This window comes from Dyadobacter crusticola DSM 16708 (genome assembly GCF_000701505.1).
In the GTDB taxonomy this organism is placed as follows: domain Bacteria; phylum Bacteroidota; class Bacteroidia; order Cytophagales; family Spirosomataceae; genus Dyadobacter; species Dyadobacter crusticola.
Window position 1 is genome coordinate 124,474 of record NZ_KL370787.1, and the last position, 22,564, is coordinate 147,037.

The window sequence follows — 22,564 nt, forward strand, 5'->3', positions numbered from 1 at the left end:
TTGTTGTGCACCCGTAACCAGCAATTCCACCTGCTCGCATTTTCAATCCCTTCACTTTTTGGAATGAAATCCATAGTGATTTTACAGACTTGGGCTGTCGTCGAGGTTAGTCACTTAGATCACGCTGTGTTTTACGGTAGCTAGGAAAGCTTCCTTTTTCAAGCGGGGAAAGGATAGGAAGGGCAAAAAGTGCAGTGGCTTTTCATTGCTTAGTTCTTATTGACACAGCGCCAAAACCGTTAGCTAAGATTTCAAAAACTGGTTGAAACATTGCATTATATTGCATTCTCCACAAACTCAACTTATTATGAAAACACTGTTTACAATTCTCCTGTTTCTTGCGACATTTAGTTCTTTTTCACAAACCAAAGATGACAACAAACCCATACCGACATTGGGTCCCTACTTTTGGACTGTTAGAGTTCCCATGACAGAGGTTGATATCGAAGGTGAGGATACCGAAACGCCTGCTGTTAAAAAGTTGTCGATACCTCATCAGTATTTTGAAATAATAGAAATCAATCAAGATGAAAATTATGCCATTATTACAATTTCAAGATCTGATGACCCTGTGCGGGCGGATTATTACAATTTCAAGGCAGTAGAACCCCTAACTGACGAAGAAATAATCAAATTGGATAACAAAAAAGAACCTGATCCCATATTACAAGAGAATCATGAATCTGATGGTTGGGGTAAAAAAATAAACAAATCTGATTCAGCCAGCCTTAAAATACCAGCCGAGGAGGTATCAAGGAGGAAGATTAAGAAGAGTCTAACACGTCCCCTATTTGCGGAAAATCGTTATCAAGAAAACGATCTCGATCCCTCAAAACAGCTTAGGTACTTTAAAGTTCCACTAGATTTGATCCAGTTATACGCTACTAAAAATACATATAATCCTCTATCCTTCGAATTTGGGCTAGTAAACTTTCCCTTCAAATATCGTCTCGCAAAAGCGAGGAGCAGTTTTAATGGCTCATTCAACTTTGGAGCGGCTCTAGGGTTCAATTTTAGAAAAAAAAGCTATAAAACTACCTCATTCTCTTTTATCACTGGCTATAGCGTTTCTAGCACGACCCTTGAGACATCGGACGTTAGACGTAACATGCCAGATTTAGCAGAAACCAATGATTTCACGTCCATATCATTTTCTGCAGGCCCTATGATAGAAAATAACCGAGTCCAATTGGGGTTATTTCTTGGCTTCGATTTCCTTGGAAGACTTAACCAAGATCGTTACGGGTGGCATCATCAAGGGAAGCCCTGGTTCAGCATCGGATTTGGCTATACTATATTTTCGAAACAGGAAGAAAAGGCATCGAATTCAACAAATCCCTAAATTCAAAGCATCAGTCCTCAAAAAATACCCTCGCTGTGTCGTATGCATCATTACCTTGTTTACCACATTCTTCCGGATTCCACTCCGGCTCTGGGTACATTTAAAGAGCACAAATGGTTGATTTTCAACAGTTTGTGCTCTTTTTTATTTAACAGGTTACGTATTTGGTTACGCATTTACAAGCTAGCTAAACCTAGGCTTACCCGTAATCCGGATATTTCAGAAGTGCGATTGAAGCCATTTATTTAATAGGGACTGCCCCTCCTTGAGTTTTGCTTTTATAATATTAAACCGGTATGCTCACTTCTTCGGTTTGTATCCTTAAGGGCGTTGGTATCAGTATACACTAGTTTGTCAGCGCGAGTAACATGTGTTTGAAAGTACCATTTGTCTGGCCGCGCTCTTTGACCATTATCCGTAATGTTTGGTTCTCGTTGGAGAAAAGTTCCTTGACGCAATCTCCCTGTAAGCCTACACCTTAACTCAATGTCCATTTACAGGTATCAAGCCTACCATACGATTTTAGCGATAACAAGTAGAAAATATATCCATGTTACTTGGGGAATAATATTGTATATGCGCCGCGGTGATAAGCATCGTATTACTATCACCTCTTTCCCATCTCCCCAAGAAGTTCCCGACATACATACCAGGTTTAATAAATTTTCGGACGAAAAATGATCAGAAAAAACATACAAATCCGCAATGAATTTGATTTGTACACGAAACTGATAGAAAAAAATTAGCTCATTGAGGAACAATACATCGAGCTTACCGAAATTGGTGGTCATTTATCAGTATTTAACTTATGTACGTATGAAATTAACTTTGCTCCACTTGTTGATTTTATTGGCGACTGTAAGCGCCTCTACGCTGGGCTATTCCCAATCGCGTGATCCAATTAAATTCACTCTCGCCACGAGCGTTACGGCTGTTAACCTTGATGAAGATTTTGAAATCGTCATTAGGGCTCAACGCCTTGACTTTCCTGCGCAAACCGCCTTCATATTCAAGGATCTGTACTCCTTTAGAATCAAAGTAATTTTGCCTAGTGGATTTGTGCATACTGGTGGAACATATCTAGAAAACATTGGTACTACATTGTCTTCCTCTCAACCCGAGGTATCTTACACCATTAGAGGCAGGTTCACTGAAATTAGCGATGCAAACCGATTTACACTCCTTCGCACTATCAACGGCATCGCAGGTACTGACCGATTCGTTGCGGTTGCCAGCTTAGCATTTGCAACTAGTGAACCGGACCAAGGTGCTCTAAGTAAGAGTAAACAATCGGCAATGCTGCAGCTAAATAACTTTGGCCTTGTCCCATACACCACGGTGGAAGGTCTTCGGTCAGGTCTGACGGGAGGAACTGACGTAGCAATGGTGGTGAATAATGATCGAGTATATACATTTAGACGAGACACATTGAGCACCGCACCTGACAATGGTGCGACAGTCGTATCAGACTCCAGTTACCGGTATCACATTGATTCGGATCATATTACACCAGAAATGTTCGGTGCAAAGGGAAATGGCATCGATAACGATCTATCAGCCTTCCAAAATGCTTTGGAGGTTCTAAATGCCGCCGGTGGCGGGAAATTAGTACTTGCAGCTAAAAGCTATGTTCTCAATAATGACTATTCTAACAAACTCAATGGCGTGCTCAAGATTAAGACGCCAATTGAGATTGTAGGGAGTCACGGGACTACTATCAGGTATAACTATGGACAGGCGCCGCTGTTTCACTTTCAAAACGCAAGTCATATACGCGTTGAAGGGATTGATTTTGCATATACAGGTTCTCAACCCACGGTATTCCCAAATTCCTACACTGCATTTCTGTCCTACATGGGAATAGCAAAATACTGGGCTGGCTCATCGTCAGAAATGTGTGTCACGCTAAATCTGTTAGGCTGTGACAATTACTCTCTGAACAATCTTCGATTTTATAGTGAGACTAAAGATAACAATCATTGTATCGGATATGCGATAATTTTAAAAGGAAAAGATGGTATGATAGACCCTGCCGTAGGTGGACGGTTGAAGAACATAAGCTTTTCTGAGTTCCAGATGGGAGTCTATATGAGCTTACAAAGTCAGTTTGTCATAGACGGGCTTCATGCTAACTTCCGAGGATCTAGCGCTAATATACCCCCAGGCCACGTGGTCTATGTAGTAGATGCAGTTGATGGTACACGGGACACCTATTCTGAGGATGGTTTGATTCAGAATATCACAGAGGGGCCAAATGTCTATGCAGCTGATTTAGGTACCTTATCATTGAAGGGAATGAAACGCTGCGTCATCACGAATGTATTCTCACAACATCCAGGTGGGCTCATACAAAGCATACAGAAAGCTCAAGATTGCATATACGAAAATCTTAGCTGGTCAAACTATGAAAATATTGCCAGAAACCCCATAATCAATCTTTCGAGCACGTCAAGAAAAGAACGCCTTCTTTTTCGCAATATATCCTTAGACTCAGGCCCTACGTTTGTCAGAGCAATTGAGTTTACCCAGGCCGCTGCAGCAGATGTTACAAGCATAAGGTTTGACGACATACTCATCCGTAGCCTCCCATATACAGATTCCGGTCCCAGGGACGAAATATTACACGGTCGGGCGTCAGGAGAGATAGTTATGACAAATATCCGCTATTATCCCACCGGATTTGATGCCTCTAAGACTACTTGTCTTATCTTAAGAATGGAGCCAGGATCAAGCGACATCCAGCTAAACGCAGACATTTTTGGCCCCTACGCGCGGAGTCCTATTAACGAAATTTCCGGGCCAATCGAGAGGCGCGAAATATTAATTAACTCAATCCCAATTTACAATCAATATAACCGACCCAGTATTACTCCGAAGATTGGACAGCTCGCGTATCAGACAGACGGAGATGAAGGTTACTACATAAATCGATCAGCCGGCTGGACGAAAGTCGTCACGCGTGCTGAAGGAGACAGTCGATATACCAGGTATTTGGTCGACTTGTCGAACCTAGTTCAAACAAAGGCTTCCCTAAATGCTACTTACGGAGCAGAACCAGCCGGAACTACAATCTACTTCCCTAATCAGACAGGCGGAGCCATGGATTATAGAAAGAAAACAAGCTCATCAACGAGTGATTGGGAGATATCTAAACCAGAACTCGTTGGTCCGTGAGGCCTGTCTTTATAACTTAACAATTAAACCCATGAAATTACTTTACCGATTGCTATTGATTATGCCGATTTTCATGGCTACTCGATCATCCGTCTACGCTCAAGTAGCTGATCCAATAAAATTCACTCTTGAAACAAATGCTACAACGGTCGTCCTTAATGAGGATTTTCAGATCCTTGTAAAGGCCGAACTTTTGAATTTACCACCCAGTGCGTCTTTTATTTTTGAAGACAGCCGGTCCTTCAAACTTAAGGTCGTTCTACCAGATGGATTTGTTCAGACTGGCGGCTCCTATTCTGAGTACCTGATCGATAAGCTGTCTGCGGCAAAGCCTGCCGCGACTTACACTCTGAAGGGAAGATTCACCAAACTACAAACAAGCGGCTTTTTTGAATTGTTAAGAGGTCATCCCGAAGCAGATGCCTCTGCTAGGTTCGTCGCAGTGGGTAAGCTCACCTACGAAATTGAGAATAATATCACTTCTCCAAAAGCAAATCATGCTGCTCGAATTCAAACCTTTTCATTGACTTATGTCCCGTTCATGACAGTTAACGAATTGCGCACTACCGCCGACTCTGTAAAAGTAGTCCTCGTAATAAGCGGGGAAAAGACCTACACGTTTCGGTATGACTCCCTCAGTACTGCTGCTGATAATGGCGCGAGCGTCATTGTTAATGCAGGCAAACGATATGTCATTGACTCGGATTATTTAACACCAGAGATGTTCGGAGCTAAGGGGGATGGAGTCACCGATGACGGAGCCGCTATTCAGGCGATGCTAAATGTACCAGGTTCGGAATATAGGTTTAAAGCAGGTTCTGTCTATATAACAAGTAGTCAGTTATTCATACGACATTCTAATAGTAAACTCCTTGGAAACAACGCCATAATTAAGCCGAAAGCAGGTTTTCCTTCGAGCGGCATCCTATTACAGACATCAAATACAGCACCCAATTACTCTAATCAGGGTGTTTCCATCAACCTGCAAAAAGGAAGTCCAGCAATCCTCGTCCCGAATGCCTCAACACTTTTGAAGGTTGGAGATTTTATCAGATTTGAAGGTAATCATAAATTTGTTAATGGCGACCAAATCTACAGCTATGGTCATGTCGCTGAGATCAAAGCTATTAATGGCGAGACGGTAATACTTTCAATTGTCCCGATTGAAACGTTTACCGCAACTAAGATCTATACATATACCATTTTAAAAGGAATATCAATAAGTGAATTGAATTTTGATCATGCAGGGCTACCTGTTTTTGGCTCCCTTCATCTCCACTATTGTATAAACTCCAGAATTAATGGCGGCAAGTTTCAAGGCACGGGAACGGGTGAATTCGGCATATTCTTAGATCAGAACATAAACAGTATGGTGGAACTTGCAGAAATTGAAGGCTACCCTAATCTAACCGGGATAGGCTACGGAGTTTCTATAACAGGTCATAATGTGCTTGCATTCAAAAACAAAATTTCGGATTGTAAACATGCCTTAACAACGGGAGATAGAAGGTTTATGTCTACCGGCGTCAATTTTGATAGTAATGTTTGTTACGGTTTAGCACAGAATCAAAACACGGCTCCCCTTGACTACCATGGCAATTCACGTGGGCAAGCCAAAAATAATCAGATCTATAGTTTTGCCCCAACCGGAGCTCAGTTGCGCGATGGTGGAATAGACTTCATCGACAACACCGTTTTTCTTAATTGGAGTGGTGAAGCCGTAACGCTGAAGGGACTTGCCCTATTGGAATTGTTTTTTGGCGAAAACAAGATAGAAGGGAACAAGTTTGTAATTACTCATACAAATACAGTGCTAGCCACGCAGGCCATAAATGTTGATCTAATAAATAGTGTTCGTAATAAACACGTATCCATTAAACACAATGCGTTCAATGAAGGTTGGGTAAACTGGGAACAGTCAGACGGCGGATTAGTGATGGACGACAACTATTTCGACTCCGGAGTTGAGTCCGGCAGCTCTCAGGTTTTTGGGGGCATATTATTGACAGATGTTCGTGACTTTAAAATTATCAATAACACTTTCCTTAACCGCAGCATCTCGCAGACAGCAGCATACGCGATAAATGCCACGGCTAATTGCATTCGTGGATTTATCAGCAATAATTCATTTGATGTTACCAACAACTTTGCTCAACCATTAATCCGAATTCCCGGGAACCAAATGCAGGTTTTCAATAACATCTTCTTGTCAAATGCAGCGTATGGCTCCTACATAGGATTTTATACACCCGAGTCAAAGGCCTTGTTGAAGAGCAATAAAAGAGTTGATGATACAGGCAATTACTACGTAATTACATATCAAAATTCATTACCAGCACCGTCCGCCTACTATGTTGATCATGTTATACAGTTTAACTCTTCCGTTGGAACAACAAGTTATACATGCAAATTCGTAGGTGGTGAGTATAAATGGCTGTTGAGCGAAGTGGCTGTTTTATTCAATTCTAGCTCTACTATGCCAACGAAAGCCCTACTCAATTCAACCTACGGCAATTACAAAGCAGGAACAACGATCATATATCCTTCTATCCAGACAGGCAGAAAACGTTTTCTAAAATTATCAGACGCAATAAGTGGAGAGTGGGAAGTAATTACGCCAGAGCTAGTGCAGTAACATAAGATAGACGCCAGACTTGTAGACACGATTATTGGTTATTCGGCATTGACTGATTTTAAAGTTTGATTTTCGCTATCAGCAATAATCTGCCCGAAACGAGTATTCTGATCACTTCTTGCTTGAATTCCGGATCGTAACTCCGACGAGTTTTTACGAATTTTGGGCCTTTCATTTTGCATCATGTTGTGCAAAAATGTGTCCCGCTTTTCGGAGCCACCTCAGAGATATCGGCCAGGCTGAACCTGGCCGATAAGCAAAACGATGTCGCGGCCTCATCGAACAAATATTGATATTCAAACTTACAAACCATCTCAAAATCTCCACAACTTCAGGGACCAATGCAGCCATTCTAGTGACAAAACGCTGGTGTCTGAATTTGATCGCAATGGAACTGTATTCGTTTTGTAACTTTGATCGTCAACAACTACTCCCCAATGACAACAAAAGAATTGGTTGACTATTTTGCAGAGAAGAATCTGCCCGAGGGGCCAATTAAATTCAACAAATACACAACCGTTGAGGACCCTGCAAAATTTGTAGCCTCAGAGTTGAACATACTCAAGATAAGTCCGGATTACAAAGGATCTGATAGCTGCCAGCTTCGCCTCATCGAATTCAAGGAATGGTTGGAGAACGGACAGCCTGCTTTCTAAAACACTGGAACAAACAGTAATGAGTGACATAAAATGGAGTTACCAAAAAGTAGTCACCACTCCTACCTAAACATGTGTCGGTCCGCTGCCGGTATAGATATACAGACATCAAAAGTCCTCTTCTTTGTCCACCGCGTCAACACCTCCATTTTTTTTAAACTGGTTTCGCAGATAGGGAGTAAATTCTCAAACTTATAAGGGTAGCCCGCCACTCCGTAATTATTAAAAAGCTGAATAGGTTTTTCCTTCAATCCATATAATACATTACATCAACGCTGCGCTGTCTAAATAAGCTCAAAATCCTGGTAGGTAATACCTTGTTCAGCCAATAGCACTCTTTAGACATTGGCTACCCATACCTTAAAGCCTAAGGAAGTGCTTATTATCCCTTACGCATGCAAAGATTCTGTGAATTATCTTGTTGCGGATTGCATTAAGAATAGACATATTGTTCTTCCCTTCCTTCTGTTTGCGCTGATAATAATCCTTTAATGAATTGTTGTTAGACCTACTTATACTTATCATTGCTGCAAGGTGCAAATTCGTTTTTAGCTCTTTATTAGCAAAGAATGAAACCCGACGCCTTCTGTTCAGACTCGATCCTGAGGACCACTCAAAAGGTGCTACTCCGCAGTAACTAGCGAATTGTTTTGCCGAGGAAATGTTAAGAAATTCATTCGTGCTAGTTAGAATTTGAGTAGCTATTACTTTGCCGACACAAGGCACGGAGGTGATGATCGAAGTAAGGTTGCTCAGCCGTTGATCCCCGCTGATAACAGAATCTATTTTCGACTCTATCGCCTCAATATCTTTGTTGATGGCATCCAGTGTGTTTGCATAGCAACTATTTAAACTTTTGTTTACCTCACTATTCAGAAAGTAGACGCTTACTTTTTCTTCATTGATTAAGATAGCCCGGACCTTGATTAACCTTTTTCTGATAGTCGTCAACTTTTTGAGCTGCTCAATGCACTCCCGGGGCTGGTTCCAGATTTTTAATGAAGTGTGGTTCTTTTTCGCGTATTCAGCGATTCTTACAGCATCTAGCCTATCATTTTTCCCCCTTTGTATCCCCAATGATTTTTTAATTTGAAGGGCCGACTCGAGGCAAATGGCAATCTTTTTAGCGGAAAGTACCTTCGTTAAGAAATCGCCGTAAATCCCCATATTCTCCGCGCAAAAGAAAGCTTCACGGAACTTGAACCCGTGTTCTCTCTTTCGTTCGGCAAGAAATTTCTTGATGGCTTCTTGTGAGTTCTCGATCTTGAAAGTGGATATCCTACCATCAACCTCAATTAAAGCGATATCGACTGTCAACTTCGAAATATCAACGCCAAAGAAGTATTTTACGCTCATGTTTTTGATGTTTAAGTTGCTATCAGAAATCTCAGAATGACCTCAATATGTATTCCTTGTACTTATAAGGCAACTGATCGTGGCGATAACTCGTTTTTCAGAACCTCTAAGATCATTGAATGTCACGGTTTACTCATTTAAAGACTTCACCTGTATCAGGAGAAGTCTTCTTCTTGCAAGGATTTTCCGTGTATAGGTAACTGCGGACTGTTAGGCTTTCCATTCAGACAAAATCCGCTGATGCCGTACCTTCCCGTATACCCGTACAAACTTGGTAGAGGTATGACCCAACATTCCAGCAACAGCCTCAAACGACATGCCCCGATGGTTGATCGACATATCTGTAAACGTCTTCCTTGCTACCTTATTTGTCAAAACCTTTTCCGTTTCAATTTTCTCCGCAATTAGCTTGAGGTAGTCATTCGACTTCTGGCACGAAATCCTGGGAAGATTGGAGACTGAACCGTATTTCCTAATAAGAGCAGATGCGACTGGATGTAAAGGAATGATTGCGGGTTTGCCTGTCTTTTGGCGGTCGTACTCAATCCATTTCGCCTTCAAATTGCTTTTGATATTCGCATCCGTTATACGTTGGTAATCCCCTACGTGTAGGCCGGTATAGCACATGAAGAGGAAAGAGTCTGCAACCTTCTGCAGCTTGTCACTGAATGCCGTATTTTTTAATCGATCAAGCTCTTCATGGTCAAGGCAGGTTAAATCTATTTTACCCTCCCACTCAAGCCTAATACCCTTCAATGGGTTATTAGAAATAATCTGGTGAGAGATTGCAACATCAAACGGCCCATAAAGACACTGAACCGACTTGTTCGCATAATCTTGTGAATATCCTTTTATATGCTTCATCCACTTCCAAAACCCTTTTACATGTACAGAACGCACCTCATCGACATACTTTAATTGAGAGTAATCCTCGAAATAGCGGTATACACGCTCGTACCTGGTCAAGGTAGATTTGCTCCTGCCGGCCTGCTTCAAGTCTTTCAAATGGATATGAAAAAGCTCATCCAAAGCCATCCGCTTATCATAATCCTGGGTGTTGTTAAAATAACCATCAATGACGGACTCAGGAGTAGGTACTTTACCGCGCTTACGATATTCGTTGTATACTGAGGTCAATCCTTCCCGTAGGTTTATCAGCTTTTCGGTTTGTTCCTCATCGCCAACGATACACTGCAATTTCGCATCCCAAGTCTTTGGAGAAACGTGTATGGCCGTCGAAAAAGATGGCGCCGTCACACCGTTCACTCGAACCCGACACTCTATTGGACAGAGTCCGGATTTATTTAGCCGGGCCTTTCGGATAACAAAAAGAACTATTATCCTGTGAATAGTTAAGGGCCCTCGGCGGAGTTTGGTCCTCTTAACCGCCCGAGCTGCCAAACGGGTATCTAACTTGGAAAGCTTGTTTTTGAGGGAGGCCACCTTTTCGTCAAGCACTTCCTTCTTAAACTTGGATCTTCCCGGATTTTGAGATAATTGGTGCTCAATTTCGCTAAGAATTGCCCGTTTCTGTTCCAAAATATAGTTGTCGTCTCGTGGACTAATCACGAAGGAGGAATATTGCCTTTTGAAAACAGTTACTACTTGCTCGGCGGTAACCTCCCCCCTGCCCCAGCAGTCTTTGTACACATCTAGGAGAGACATCTTAATTCTACATAGAAACTCATTCTTTGCATCAACGCCAAGGCCCTGAAAGCACTGTTTCTTGAGGTCCCATTCCCCCTCCACTGCTGTGAGGTTGCTGATGAAAGAGGCATCTGTCCCTTTTACCACGACCAGCACGGCGATATGATTTTGATTGCATCTGAAGCTAACCTTGAATACACTTGGAAGCAAAATTCGCAAATGAGACATACTTGTCGATTGCAGTTCGTTTTTCATTTTGAAAAATGTTTGGAGTTTAAAAGTCAGAGTTCTTGCGGTCAAGGAAATATGTTGTGAGACACCCCTTACCCTAGCGCCTTTTGATGGCGCCAGGTTTTCGAGGGGTTCAGCTCAATATTGCGTGCTCTTCACGCTTTTCCCTTGCGAGCAGTTATGTGTGCCGGGGAGGCAATTGGTTTAACTGTGCGATCAATGAAACGGATAAGATCCTCGAAATTTCCGGACTGATTGCGGTTGCAAATGGCGTTTGTGATCTCTTGATAACTCGTGCCTTTGAATTCTTGCTTTTGCATGGCTCGGCTCAGTGGTCAGATGAATACTTAACTGGCTCAATCGCTGCAAGTAGCTCCTTCAAGCCACGGTACAGGTACATGCGCTCCTGTGTTATGTGATGATCAATACACGCACTTGGATTCGAAAGGCTGTCACTCAGCATCTCCCAAAGGATTAACTCCATGGCGGTAACGGAGCCATTCTCCTTGAAGAATAGATCGATAGCTTCATTTACCTGCGACTGAGTTTCGGATGTTCCGGAATTGACATTAACTGCATTTTTCATAATTTTGAAAGGTTAGATTAAGTGAAATTGATTTAACTCGCCCGGAGAGTCTCGGCCTACGAAACTTTGACGATCCGGGTTTTTCTTACTTCCTGCACTGTTGGATTTCCAACAAGATCAGGGCAAAAATAAAAGGCTATTGCCCTTTATATTGAATTTTTAGTTCGATCTCAAAATTGCCAAATTCGAGAAGAATGTCTTTCATTCGAGATTCTGAAATGCCCCTGTTGTGTGTGTAGTCTCGCCAGGCCGTGACCGCCTTTCCTTTCTTAACATCAGGAGGAAGTGAAGGGTACTTATTTTTAATCCACCAATCAAACGCCTCCTTGATAGTTGTAAAGTTTTTCATGAGTCAAAGATAGTTGTTAGTGTTGGAAATCCAACACTAACAACTATCTTTTTGTGAAAATATTTTTCAGTCTGTCAAAGAACGCCGCTACACCAAATATTCATAAATTCTTTAATAAATACAAATATAACTTTTTATATAATTCTCATAAAGTGTTCATTTTATTTCATTTGAAATAATTTTCCCCATCCTGTCAACTTTTCAAAAAATGGTATATTTATATTTATTTGGAAAGTTGGCTTCTAGTTGAATATATTCGCAGCTGAGGTGCAAAAAAACCACCCATTCATCATGGACACATCAGAACGGGCAGCACTGAAATATGCAGAGAGCCTCAGCAGAGACGAAATCCATCGTAGGGATCTGACAGCAGCGTTTATCGCCGGCACCATCTACGCACAGAGAAACGGCTCATTGGTAGAAGGCATGTCTAACAACGTATTAGCCGACGAGGACAGCAGGCTCATCGCAAGAATGAATATCAAGGATCTTATTGCTGCCGGGTGCACTCTCCGTGAGGCGCTGGATAAGTTTGGCATAGCCTATGAATTAGTTAGTAAGATTTATTCACCCAAACCTAATCCCGATAATCAATGATGAAGTCCCGATTAGCGAGGGCACTGAGACATTTATCAATCTCAATCGATCCTGAGTCAGGCAAGCTTAGAGAGCTACCAGACGGATTCTACGAAATCGCAAAGAGGATAAGCCACCGCGACTACTGCACGGTTTACATTTTACTCATGCGTCATCCAGAAATTTCGTCTGAATGGATACTTCGAGGATCCGGCAAAATGTTAATTAATGATGACGAACAAGTTGCGGAAATGAAGAATCTCTCGAGCAGAATAGCATATCTTGAAACCCGGTTATCAAGGGAAATAAGCATTAACAATCGTCTAATTAATATATTAGCCTACCCGTCACCCAAGAAGAATAAAGACAAAGACTCTGAGGGAGAAAGTTAGCTTATTCCTTTAAATCGCAAGTGCTTGCAACTTACCTCATCCGAAAGAGCTAGCAGGACAATATTTGAGTGATTGGGTAAAAATCACAGCGGCTATTTAGATAAGAGAGTCCCCCGCCTTGTTTGAGACGTGGAAGGGGAAGATGACAAGGAAACATTAATGTCAAACCGGAGTACCAGAAATTTCGAACCATTCAGTTGAGCTTATTCTTATGTACGCTTTCCCGGCATTTTTACATACTACGGTCGTAGAAGTAGGATAAGGAAGCGCAGGGGCAGTTGCGGTAGCAGGATAAGCACTGTTTAATTCAGCAGATGTCTTTGGCGTCATTATGCTGTTATTGATTTCGTGTCTCATTTGCAATTGCCGCCACTCTGTCCATCCCGAACCATAAGATCCCCGAATATAAGCTCTGAGTCCATCAACATCTACTCCAAATGCGGATCCTTGCCCAGCAATCATTGCTTTTAGGTAAAGTCCCAACTTAGCAATCCCGGAGGGCCCACCAGTTGGATTAGCCGCCGATGTCGACATCAATACCACAGTAGATGTATCATTCAAATTTGATACTACTTTAGGGCTATTGGTATCTGCCGGATCACAAACAACCCAATCTTTTTGTGGTACGTTCTCAGAGAGCTTTGGTAAGGACGCGAAAGTGTCAGAATTATTAGTCAGCTTATAGTACTTTGTTGATCCATAGGACACAATGAACATGGTGCCCGCCTTAATCACCGTGCTATCTGAAATCAGAGCTGTCTCTGCTTCTGATGAATTTACCAAATATACGTGCTCGTAAACCTTGAAAATGGAATTAACAAAAAGGAGTTTTTCGAATGATGTCATTATCGCTTATCAATTACAATTGTTTCAATGTACATTGTGCCGCCCAATCCACTTATTTGAAAACACAGCCTGATGAATTTCACTTCTGGATTGGTTATCCTGATCTCCTGACCCCACCGGCCACATCTCCATTTGTCGGGAGTTGCTTTATCATTATTCGTTTGAGGAGTTGTTGTTGATATAAGTTCCTTTTGCTCATTAAACATTTCGACGAAGAATCGCGGAGAAAGAACATTGTCCGTAGTCTCTGGAACTAACTTGTATATCAAATTAAACGCAAAGGCATCCCCAAATTTGACCTCGTTTAGTTGTCTTGCTTTTGAGATAAAAGTTGCTTGGGTTCCCGATTCTGCTACGATTTTAAGAGCATTTCCTCTGTCCGTTGATGCGACTTCATAACTAGCCACATTTGTTGAGCCGGTCGAATCGACGTAAGGATTAGTGCTGGTAAGCGGACCAATGGTTTCAATGTTTTTAAAGTTCCAGAAAAAATAAACCTGATCTATATTGTTCTGTACAATAGGCGGAATATTTAAATCCTGAAAAAAGTCTTTTTTTCTAATTCCAATCGACGGAGATGCAGGGTTTATGAGCATAAATCTGTCCGGGTCCTGACTGTTCCACGCCTCGCGCGCGTCGGACTCATCCGCCCCGCTATCTATTCGGTCAGCAAACCTGTCAACGTTCAGAACATACCCTTTGCTGGCATTTGTATTGAAGAACCTTTCGCGCCGCCCGTTCAATCCCGTGCAACCTTCAAAATCTATGGTCGGGGCCTTATAAGGATTCCCATTGGCAACACTGAATACTAAATGCTCTGTTACACTCTCGAAATAGCATTTACTGAATTTCATACCGTTGAAGCCGCGGAACATTGTATCCATGAATACAACGACTTTAACGAAATCGAAATGGCAATCATGCGATAAAAAGTCATATGCATCCGCCTGAAGTAGAAAAACCTTTTCTGCTCCTGCAAACCTGCAATGATGGAATCCACTTTGTTCGCCGCTGTTAGATCCCCCGCCTGATGTTGAATATACCCTAACGTGATTATTATTGCCCTCCATGTGCCAGTTTTTGAATTTGCACATGTAGTTATTGCTTGGTATCCAATCCAATCCAAAATCATATCCGGCAACTCTGATGTTATCTACATCATACCTGGCCATTAATCTATTTGCAATTGCCGGGTTGTTCCCAATCCTGATACCTATTGATCCCAAAGGAACATTCGATCTTGATATAGAACTGGATGTGTTAAGCGAATTGTTAGGAGATGTGAAGAAACTTTTATTCAGGATAAGAAGGCTTCCTTCAATCAACCTGCCAGCGTTGAACATATCCTTATAAAATAGCGGAACAGATAAGTCCGAGCAAAGCGTCAGCGTCGGCTCAGCGTCATTGATGCCCCAAAATATTGCCAACCCCTCAATCCTCGGACGGACTGTCACTGGCACCTTCAATTCAGATCCCATTGCGTAGGTACCTGTCGGTACAATTAGTTCATTGGTGATCTTTATTGGATTAAGGTTGCCAACGTTGTTTGCTATTGACTTGACAGCCCTATCAAACATTGGCTGATTATCCGTTACGCCGTCGCGGATTGCGCCAAACCACATAACATTTAGGTTGACAGCAAATGTGGTAACCAGCCCTTGCCCATAAAATATTTGGTAATACCCAGCTGAAATTGGCCCTTCCAGAGTTAGCGTATTTCCTGTAGAAATATTAAAGCTTCCGGATGGCTTCGCCTGTATTTCAATATTTGCCGGGATAGTCCTATTCGCCGTAATTGGTATTTGTTTGTTGAGAATGATGGTACAGAAGTTACTGCCAATTCTGTCTATAAAGGCAAAAAAAGCCGCTTCGGTGCCAATGGAAGGAAATTTTTTAGCCTCTACGTAATACTCGTTTTGCCTTGCCCACTTATTCCCCGATGCATCAGCTATAACAAAGTGATCATCAACGGGGGCGGTGGTATTATTATCTATTACAAAGTTTCCTGATAAGTCCCCTTCACTGATAAAAGCCGACTTAAATAAGGGATTGTATTTTGATTTAAGTTGCGAAATTGTCAATACATTATTTGTAGAAGCAAGGGCTTCATCGCGCGCAGCAAATAGATCGTCAGATAATTGAATGAATTCTGGCGTAAGATCCCCAGCATCCCCCTTATCCCCCTTATCGCCTTTATCACCCTTCGCGCCAACAGGGCCTGTTGGCCCAGCGGGACCAAGGTGCCCCTGGATACCCTGATCCCCTTTTTCACCCTTTGCGCCTGGTATGCCCTGCTGTCCCGACGGACCCGTGGCTCCCGGCAAGCCGTCGGCGCCTGCAGCTCCGGTATCCCCTTTGTCGCCCTTGTCGCCTCTTGCGCCCGAAACCCCTGGAATTCCAGCTATCCCCTGCGCGCCGACAGGGCCTTGAAGTCCAGTATCTCCCTTATCTCCCTTCGCGCCTTTTTCCCCAGCCGGCCCGACCGGACCTAATGCTCCCTGAGATCCAGTATCACCTTTGTCTCCCTTTAATCCGCGAGGTCCTGTTTGCCCAGCCGCTCCCGATGGTCCAGCTTCTCCCGTATCTCCTTTATCACCTTTCAATCCCCTCTGTCCTTGCGGGCCAATTTCTCCCGCTGGCCCGGTAACTCCCTGGATTCCCTGATCTCCTTTGTCTCCTTGTGATCCTTTTTCTCCAATAGGACCTATTGGGCCCTGAACACCGATGGATCCCTGATCGCCCTTTTCTCCGCGATCCCCTTTCGGTCCCGCTACTCCAATAGACCCGGTTGACCCAGTGTCACCTTTAGCCCCGGTATCGCCCTTGTCTCCTTTGATTCCTTGATCTCCTTTTATACCAGGCACACCCTGGATACCCTGATCCCCTTTAGGGCCAACATCGCCTTTTCTTCCAGTATGGATTACGAGTCTGATCCTCTCGCCTGAGTAGTTACTATAAAATCTCATGTCAATTTAAAGGGTCCTTCAAAGAAGGTGTTTTCGGTGGCACGATCATAAAAGCGGTGTGTGTAGTCTGATAATTTGCTCAGATTGGCGAAGAAATTAGGGGATTTCTCGGCAACTACCTCATTTCCTTCTACTATGAAGTCATTCCCCTCCAGGACTAACACTACGACACCTTTGTCGTATATCTCCCATACAAGTTCAAGGCCTTCCGGCGTAAACGGTGTTCCATCCTCTTTTTCAATCTCAAAAACACGCTTGAACTTGTCGGTTTTTGAATGTAGAATCCCAAATTTAGGTACTTCTAATTCTGAAAGTTCCATCAAAAATTCTTTTGGTATAATAACTCATCTGACCCATAATCAATCTGATTTTACTCGATGATAGGCGTGATTTGATCTTACTAAATAAAATAAATTTTGGCCAGATAAAGAAGTCTTTTAAGGGAAATTTATCGCGCTAACTTCTTGATTTAATGGCGAGATTGTATATTGTAGCAACAGTTGATAGCTAGGGATTTCTTAGATAAAACTTCTGCTCAAGTGAGCTAGAAAACACAAAATGCGGACAACACGGGTCGAAAGCTAGCGGTGAAGATGACAAGAACTAAATAGGTTTTGGGGATAGTCTTTTCGGGACTTTATTGGGGGAAAATTATTTCATTTGAAATATTTTGAACTATACCGATTTTAATAGTGGGTTCATGCTATTATCAATGGTCATCATCTAATCGATCAAGAATCTGATTAATAATTGATGTCTCAAAATACCCGGCGACACCCCCTGAAAACGTTGCTTAATTACTCAATGCCGGGGACACTTGTCTTGTATCCAGAAGCACTGTAATTATGGCCGCTAGCTTGTCACATCCTCCGATTAACCGGGCTCACACTTTCAATATTGGTGTTATTCCTGTTCCCTTGGTAGAACTGCACACAGTAAACCGGAAGGGTATTGTGAGACCTGGCTTTAACGAACTGCCCGGGATTGGTTTCAACGACCTCTGTCACAACGTACATTCCCGATGGAACACAAAAGGTTTTTTCCTCTGGCAGCACAACCACGTGTTTGAGGTACCGGCGCAACAGGCCGCTATCAAACAAGATCCTTTCTTTCTCGAATTCATCGGTAATGTGCCGGAATAACCTCCCCCTGACAGATTCTATATCCCTGCTGCTGCGGTAGATTTTATCTATGAAAATGCGGTGCAGGATGGTTTCGTAGTCGAAGGGGCTGGAATCCTTTAAGAACCTGTTTTCAAATCCTTCGTATTCAACCCGCACGCCCGGAGCAAGCCGGAACACATCCCCGATTTGAAGAAATTTTGAAGAGTCCATTGGGTTTTGCTGATGAATTGCACAGCAAAATTAAGTGGTTCCAGCTATGTAGTAAAGAGATTTGCTATTTATAATATCACAGCCTCGATACCGATAGTGCCAAAATAAAAAAGGATACTAAGCCTCTCTGAATGCTCTACTTTATTCCCCTAAAAGTTATTTGGCGAGGCGCACCGCTTCCAGTACTCTATAATAAACCTCAATGTGTCTCTGATCTCATTGAAGTTAGAAGGCTTCACAAAAAACCCTTGCGCAGAACTGCTATATGCTTCAATTACTACCTGATGGTTGAGCGCAGTGGTAAAGTATAGATAAGGAATGCATTTAAGATTTAGCGAGGCGTTTTCTTTGAGCCTCCTTCTAAGTGCCAACCCGTTCAGCCTTGGGAGATTAATGTCAGATAGTATGATAAAGGGAGGCGGTATATCACTTGTCAGATAATCTAATGCTTCTAGCCCATCAGGAAAATAGACTCTATTATTCGAATACCCAAGCTCTTCGAAAGCTTGCTCGAGTAATAACTGGTCATCGTCGTCATCCTCAATGATGATTATATCGCCATTTTTATTCATTGCGAATTGCTGGGTAAGTAAGTTTTGCAAGGTGTGTAAAAACTGATCCAGAACCTAACCATTTGCCAATGAGTATACTCGACGGTAATCATTTAATACCTGAATCCTTCATTACCAGCTCTTCACCTTTGCCGTGTCATGTTAGTGGTGGTGCAAGCTTGTCCCAAGTCGTATATAGCTGAGATGTAAATGCCATCCCCTATATCATCCCTTAGTGCACGCGAGCAAACCCTCCCTGCTTTTGTTGACCAGGTAGAATTACGTGTTTTATGATTTACAATAGTAGAATTGCTATTAAAGCTCACTTGAGAGTGAAATATTTACATCAACTTCCCCCTCTTATGGAAAACCTATCTACGTCAGACGCAGAGCCCATACAATTAGTTACTGAACGAATTGACTTCAGTACTGAAGAAAGCCTTTCAAATGTTTCCATTCTTCTGCTAATTATGGGCGTAATCTCAGCAGGGATATTATTCTTCTCATTAGGCATTGTTAACACGCCATCAATCTACGGAACTAGCAGCAGCTCCGAATTTAGTGGCACCGGCATCGTGCTTTCGATAGGCGTGCTAATGTCTTCAATCGCGACATATTTCTTTCTGCAAGTGGTAGGCAACATTTCGCGCAGCTTGAAAATCTTGGTCGAAAATAATTGATATTCTTGTCAGCCAACCGACGCAATCTCCTCACTCCTGCTTCTACGACAACCATGAGGACGGAAGATCGATTATAATTGAAATCAACGGCTAGCCTTCAAGTAATACAAAAACAATATTAATAATTTACATAGGTAACGTGAAGGACACAACAAAAACGCTTTTGCAGTATTTAGAATACGATCAACTATTAGCCAGATTGAAAGAACTACCAGGAGATCAGGTTGTATACGGAGACTGGGCTATTTCGGAATACCTAGAAAGATATACAAGAATCAGAAGTATACTTCTGTTGGCGATTGAGGCTGAGGTATTTGAACAAATATCCTTTCAAAGGCGGAATAATATCCTCAACTTATACTTAAATGCCTTTCAAAGTAAGGCAAATGCCGCCCAGATGCTATCCTTCATCGATTCTCTCATAGAAGAGGCAGGTCTCGCTAACGTAGAAAGGTTGATATCAAAAGACCTTACTGTTCCTAATGAGATACTGGAATTCGCCAATTTGAAGGAAGAAATTCGGGTTCTTAGAGGCACCATGAAAATGGCTGAACGCTATATTGAGGAAATCGAAAAAGCTAGAACCGTTTCGAATATTAATTCAGGCGATTCTCAGCAACTGAATCATAACATTGCCGCATTGAAAGCAAGTGCAGAGAAAGAATTGTTTTCAATTACCAGCCATTCTTCACAAGTTGAGGCTATGCTGTCAAATGCACGTGTTGCTGAATCTGAAATTGAATCTAAGCGACTTGCCGTGAACACCTTTGCAGGCGAGATAGATCAACACAAGCAGACCATTGACAATTTAGAAGTAAAAGCAAAAGGGGTTGTTGCTAGGGAAAAAAAGATTAATGAGCTTATAGAGCAAGCTGAAATTGCACTTCAACTCACATCAGCACAAGGAATAAGCGGAGCGTTCGCAACTCAACATAAATCTGCAAGTAATTGGACAATACTGTTGTCTTGGATTGCTGGTTGTTTAGCAAGTATTATTGCTGCAATATCAATCACGATTACTTTTATAAGTGAGACGAAGGCGATCCAACCCAACACCGTTCCTAATCCACTATTAAACGAGTACCCATGGATAGTGCTGGTTGGTCGCGCGGTAGCGGTAAGTATATGCCTTTCAGCAGCAGCATTTTGTGCGCGGCAATATACAAAGCAAAAAAACCTTGCAGAGGATTATGCATACAAATCGGTATTAGCAAAATCAATTGTGGCATTTACTAAGGAAATAAGAAAGATTGATGAAGATAAAGCGGTTGAATACCTTGCTACGGTGCTGAGTGAGATCCACAAAGACCCTCTCCGTACACGAATGTCAAAGTCTGATGCACTAAATATTATTGACATACAAAGCGTAATTGAACGTGTAACTGAATCCATCCAAAAGAAGAAGAACATTGATGCTTGAAAATATACGTAAATACCTTAGTCCTACCCGGTGCTTATATTCAAGGACCTGATTTTGACATAGGTAGATTTGTAGTGAAGGACAGGCATTGGCGAATACATGTTGAACCTTATGTCCGACAAAGGTCAGGCATTCTGGCTAGTGAAGGGTATGAGCGAATGGAGGAAGGGAGAATCGAATCGCTTAATTAAAATTTAAAAAATTCCTTGTGGCAAGCCGTTTGTGGCCGTTGATTCAACAAAAAAGATCATTGATACGCTATCAGTTCTAACCATAATTATTATTCCATTATTGACAGCTGGGGTAACTTTACGTGTAAACCGCTCCATCAATAAATATTACGCCACGAATGTTCTACCTAGCTTCAATTAAGATTAAATGGCATAATTATGAATGTTAATTTCGATAATATTCCTTTTACACTGGAAAGAACAGCGACTATGCGAAGCGCTAGTTCACGTCGTAAAATCCACGATGGCGTGTTTGCATTGAAGCTAGGTGATTTGCAGATCTTAGTTAATGGAACTATTTACTTTTCTTGGTTTCCCAGCGACATGGGTGTTCAAATATCAGGATACTTATCATCTGAATTGGATAAGAGTACTTTACTAAGTCATTACCTAATAGATACCCAAATTGCGATTTTCATAAATAACAATTTTTTCGGAAATGGAGTAGTCAAAAAAATGGAGATGGGCGGCTCAAGCTTTGAAGCCAAGCTAAAAGGCCGTGCGTTATTAGGTGCTGAAGATCAATTAGTCGACCGCGTTCTATTTTCAGTTCCTAATCTTAGATCAATTCACGGAACTCACAATGTTCGCCAAACTTCAAGAAATAAGATTCAAATGGCGGGGAATCGCTTCTTTATTGAGAATGAATGCTTTAAGATAACTATCGACCAGCGTTTTGATAGTAATGATGTTCAAGCAGCTCTGGATAGGATTGGAGGATTTGGACTTATGTACAGTGGCCAGCTTGAAAAAAAAGGAAATCAAATTAGCTACACAGAGGCACTTGCAGTTCTCAATTGTTTAAGTCGTTTTTTAAGCCTTATCAACGGGCGAAAAGTTTCTCCATTATTCCTGGTAGGAAAGTTACAAGGGAAAAGGGCGTGGGAGGATTTTACCTTCTTCAAAAACGATCCTTATAAAAGGGTCCACTCGATATTTCCAAATAGATGGAACTCTAATCTTAATGATTTATGGATTGCTTTTTACAATCATTTCTTCAATAATGCTTACACCACAATTTTGAGCACAACGGTCTATTGGTATATTGAGGCAAATGGTAATGATGGAATCGAAGTAAAATCTGTTTTAGCTCAGGCCGGACTTGAGCTTATCTATGATTGGATGGTAGAAGTAGCCAAGTTCACTGTTCCAAAGGAAGTAGGTACAGCTACTGCCGCTGGTAAGATAAGAGCTATTTTGCACATCATTGGACAAATGACTGATGTTCCAGAGCCTTTGCAGCAGTTGTCGCAATTTCTTCAGAAATTCAAAGAGGACGTTGCAAATAAAAAAGACAACCACCCAGAAGAGATTATAGACGCGTGCTTTATTATTGCTCGGATAAGAAATTCATTAAGCCATTCAAGTGATCGTAATAGAAGAAAGATGAAGAAAATACCTGACGTTGTTCTTTCGGAGTCTGTTGTTCTAAGCATGTGGTACATTGAATTAGCAGTTCTTTTTGTTTTGGGATATAAAGGATTTTACAATTCTAGGATCTCCACTGCTCTATGGCGGGGAATGGAGCAAACTCTTCCCTGGATGGAAGACGAGACAAAAATCACAGACTGATCGTTTTGAGGATTATTTCAA

Annotated in this window: 17 protein-coding genes; 8 read left to right on the forward strand and 9 right to left on the reverse strand. The window is 42.0% G+C overall.

The genetic code is table 11. From position 1 onward, the window contains the following. The first annotated feature begins 307 nt into the window (after positions 1 to 307). From Q369_RS0125260 to Q369_RS0125285, 4 genes are all read left to right on the forward strand, one after another. Positions 308 to 1,342: a hypothetical protein gene (locus tag Q369_RS0125260; RefSeq protein WP_031530501.1), complete on the forward strand. Its 1,035-nt coding sequence runs from the start codon at positions 308 to 310 to the stop codon at positions 1,340 to 1,342. A gap of 816 nt (positions 1,343 to 2,158) precedes the next feature. Beyond that, positions 2,159 to 4,516, forward strand: a complete 2,358-nt coding sequence (locus tag Q369_RS0125270) for a hypothetical protein (protein WP_031530503.1) — start codon at positions 2,159 to 2,161, stop codon at positions 4,514 to 4,516. A 31-nt stretch (positions 4,517 to 4,547) separates the two neighbouring features. Beyond that, a complete protein-coding gene (locus tag Q369_RS0125275; RefSeq protein ID WP_035333831.1) occupies positions 4,548 to 7,151 on the forward strand; it encodes a hypothetical protein in 2,604 nt (867 codons plus the stop codon). Positions 7,152 to 7,588: 437 nt separating this feature from the next. Further along, a complete protein-coding gene (locus Q369_RS0125285) occupies positions 7,589 to 7,807 on the forward strand; it encodes a DUF6965 family protein (protein WP_031530505.1) in 219 nt (72 codons plus the stop codon). Positions 7,808 to 8,167: 360 nt separating this feature from the next. Here the strand turns inward: Q369_RS0125285 and Q369_RS0125290 are convergent, their stop codons facing one another. From Q369_RS0125290 to Q369_RS0125310, 4 genes are all read right to left on the reverse strand, one after another. Beyond that, positions 8,168 to 9,163: an IS110 family RNA-guided transposase gene (locus tag Q369_RS0125290; RefSeq protein ID WP_031530506.1), complete on the reverse strand. Its 996-nt coding sequence runs from the start codon at positions 9,161 to 9,163 to the stop codon at positions 8,168 to 8,170. Between the two features lie 210 nt (positions 9,164 to 9,373). Next, positions 9,374 to 11,065, reverse strand: coding sequence for a site-specific integrase (locus Q369_RS0125295; RefSeq protein WP_031530507.1), 1,692 nt, complete (start codon positions 11,063 to 11,065; stop codon positions 9,374 to 9,376). A gap of 304 nt (positions 11,066 to 11,369) precedes the next feature. Further along, positions 11,370 to 11,627, reverse strand: a complete 258-nt coding sequence (locus Q369_RS0125305) for a hypothetical protein (protein ID WP_031530508.1) — start codon at positions 11,625 to 11,627, stop codon at positions 11,370 to 11,372. A gap of 136 nt (positions 11,628 to 11,763) precedes the next feature. Then, positions 11,764 to 11,976: a hypothetical protein gene (locus Q369_RS0125310; RefSeq protein WP_031530509.1), complete on the reverse strand. Its 213-nt coding sequence runs from the start codon at positions 11,974 to 11,976 to the stop codon at positions 11,764 to 11,766. Between the two features lie 291 nt (positions 11,977 to 12,267). Here Q369_RS0125310 and Q369_RS0125315 point away from each other — a divergent pair, with 291 nt between their 5' ends. Further along, positions 12,268 to 12,573, forward strand: coding sequence for a hypothetical protein (locus tag Q369_RS0125315; protein ID WP_157488313.1), 306 nt, complete (start codon positions 12,268 to 12,270; stop codon positions 12,571 to 12,573). Positions 12,574 to 13,106: 533 nt separating this feature from the next. Here Q369_RS0125315 and Q369_RS0125325 read toward each other — a convergent pair. The 5 genes from Q369_RS0125325 to Q369_RS0125345 form a co-directional block, all read right to left on the reverse strand. After that, positions 13,107 to 13,790 carry a hypothetical protein gene (locus Q369_RS0125325; RefSeq protein WP_031530512.1) on the reverse strand — a complete coding sequence of 228 codons (684 nt, stop codon included), beginning with the start codon at positions 13,788 to 13,790 and terminating at the stop codon, positions 13,107 to 13,109. After that, on the reverse strand, positions 13,790 to 16,756 hold the full coding sequence (locus Q369_RS28615) for a collagen-like domain-containing protein (protein ID WP_051664286.1): 2,967 nt from the start codon (positions 16,754 to 16,756) through the stop codon (positions 13,790 to 13,792). Before Q369_RS28615 ends, Q369_RS0125325 begins: the two co-directional genes overlap by 1 nt. Further along, entirely contained in the window at positions 16,753 to 17,076 is a 324-nt protein-coding gene (locus Q369_RS0125335; RefSeq protein WP_031530514.1) for a hypothetical protein, read from the reverse strand. Before Q369_RS0125335 ends, Q369_RS28615 begins: the two co-directional genes overlap by 4 nt. Before the next feature lie 540 nt (positions 17,077 to 17,616). After that, complete coding sequence (locus Q369_RS0125340; RefSeq protein WP_031530515.1) at positions 17,617 to 18,090, reverse strand: hypothetical protein; 474 nt, start codon at positions 18,088 to 18,090, stop codon at positions 17,617 to 17,619. Between the two features lie 149 nt (positions 18,091 to 18,239). Further along, positions 18,240 to 18,662 (reverse strand): response regulator, encoded by a 423-nt coding sequence (locus Q369_RS0125345; protein WP_031530516.1) that lies wholly within the window; start codon positions 18,660 to 18,662, stop codon positions 18,240 to 18,242. Positions 18,663 to 19,003: 341 nt separating this feature from the next. Between Q369_RS0125345 and Q369_RS0125350 the strand changes: the two genes are divergently transcribed. The 3 genes from Q369_RS0125350 to Q369_RS0125360 all read left to right on the forward strand — a co-directional run bounded on the left by Q369_RS0125350 (position 19,004) and on the right by Q369_RS0125360 (position 22,543). Then, the gene (locus Q369_RS0125350) at positions 19,004 to 19,321 is read left to right on the forward strand and encodes a hypothetical protein (RefSeq protein WP_157488314.1); all 318 of its coding nucleotides are present in this window, start codon (positions 19,004 to 19,006) and stop codon (positions 19,319 to 19,321) included. 199 nt (positions 19,322 to 19,520) lie between these two features. Further along, on the forward strand, positions 19,521 to 20,741 hold the full coding sequence (locus Q369_RS0125355) for a hypothetical protein (protein ID WP_157488315.1): 1,221 nt from the start codon (positions 19,521 to 19,523) through the stop codon (positions 20,739 to 20,741). A 389-nt stretch (positions 20,742 to 21,130) separates the two neighbouring features. Beyond that, positions 21,131 to 22,543, forward strand: coding sequence for a YopA family protein (locus tag Q369_RS0125360; protein ID WP_157488316.1), 1,413 nt, complete (start codon positions 21,131 to 21,133; stop codon positions 22,541 to 22,543). Positions 22,544 to 22,564: the final 21 nt, after the last annotated feature.

What these genes read in the sequence shown, in the direction of transcription:
- Q369_RS0125260 (WP_031530501.1), top strand. Translation starts at nt 308, where the DNA reads ATGAAAACACTGTTTACAATTCTCCTGTTTCTTGCGACATTTAGTTCT.
- Q369_RS0125270 (WP_031530503.1), top strand. Translation starts at nt 2,159, where the DNA reads ATGAAATTAACTTTGCTCCACTTGTTGATTTTATTGGCGACTGTAAGC.
- Q369_RS0125275 (WP_035333831.1), top strand. Translation starts at nt 4,548, where the DNA reads ATGAAATTACTTTACCGATTGCTATTGATTATGCCGATTTTCATGGCT.
- Q369_RS0125285 (WP_031530505.1), top strand. Translation starts at nt 7,589, where the DNA reads ATGACAACAAAAGAATTGGTTGACTATTTTGCAGAGAAGAATCTGCCC.
- Q369_RS0125290 (WP_031530506.1), bottom strand. Translation starts at nt 9,163, where the DNA reads ATGAGCGTAAAATACTTCTTTGGCGTTGATATTTCGAAGTTGACAGTC.
- Q369_RS0125295 (WP_031530507.1), bottom strand. Translation starts at nt 11,065, where the DNA reads ATGAAAAACGAACTGCAATCGACAAGTATGTCTCATTTGCGAATTTTG.
- Q369_RS0125305 (WP_031530508.1), bottom strand. Translation starts at nt 11,627, where the DNA reads ATGAAAAATGCAGTTAATGTCAATTCCGGAACATCCGAAACTCAGTCG.
- Q369_RS0125310 (WP_031530509.1), bottom strand. Translation starts at nt 11,976, where the DNA reads ATGAAAAACTTTACAACTATCAAGGAGGCGTTTGATTGGTGGATTAAA.
- Q369_RS0125315 (WP_157488313.1), top strand. Translation starts at nt 12,268, where the DNA reads ATGGACACATCAGAACGGGCAGCACTGAAATATGCAGAGAGCCTCAGC.
- Q369_RS0125325 (WP_031530512.1), bottom strand. Translation starts at nt 13,790, where the DNA reads ATGACATCATTCGAAAAACTCCTTTTTGTTAATTCCATTTTCAAGGTT.
- Q369_RS28615 (WP_051664286.1), bottom strand. Translation starts at nt 16,756, where the DNA reads ATGAGATTTTATAGTAACTACTCAGGCGAGAGGATCAGACTCGTAATC.
- Q369_RS0125335 (WP_031530514.1), bottom strand. Translation starts at nt 17,076, where the DNA reads ATGGAACTTTCAGAATTAGAAGTACCTAAATTTGGGATTCTACATTCA.
- Q369_RS0125340 (WP_031530515.1), bottom strand. Translation starts at nt 18,090, where the DNA reads ATGGACTCTTCAAAATTTCTTCAAATCGGGGATGTGTTCCGGCTTGCT.
- Q369_RS0125345 (WP_031530516.1), bottom strand. Translation starts at nt 18,662, where the DNA reads ATGAATAAAAATGGCGATATAATCATCATTGAGGATGACGACGATGAC.
- Q369_RS0125350 (WP_157488314.1), top strand. Translation starts at nt 19,004, where the DNA reads ATGGAAAACCTATCTACGTCAGACGCAGAGCCCATACAATTAGTTACT.
- Q369_RS0125360 (WP_157488316.1), top strand. Translation starts at nt 21,131, where the DNA reads ATGAATGTTAATTTCGATAATATTCCTTTTACACTGGAAAGAACAGCG.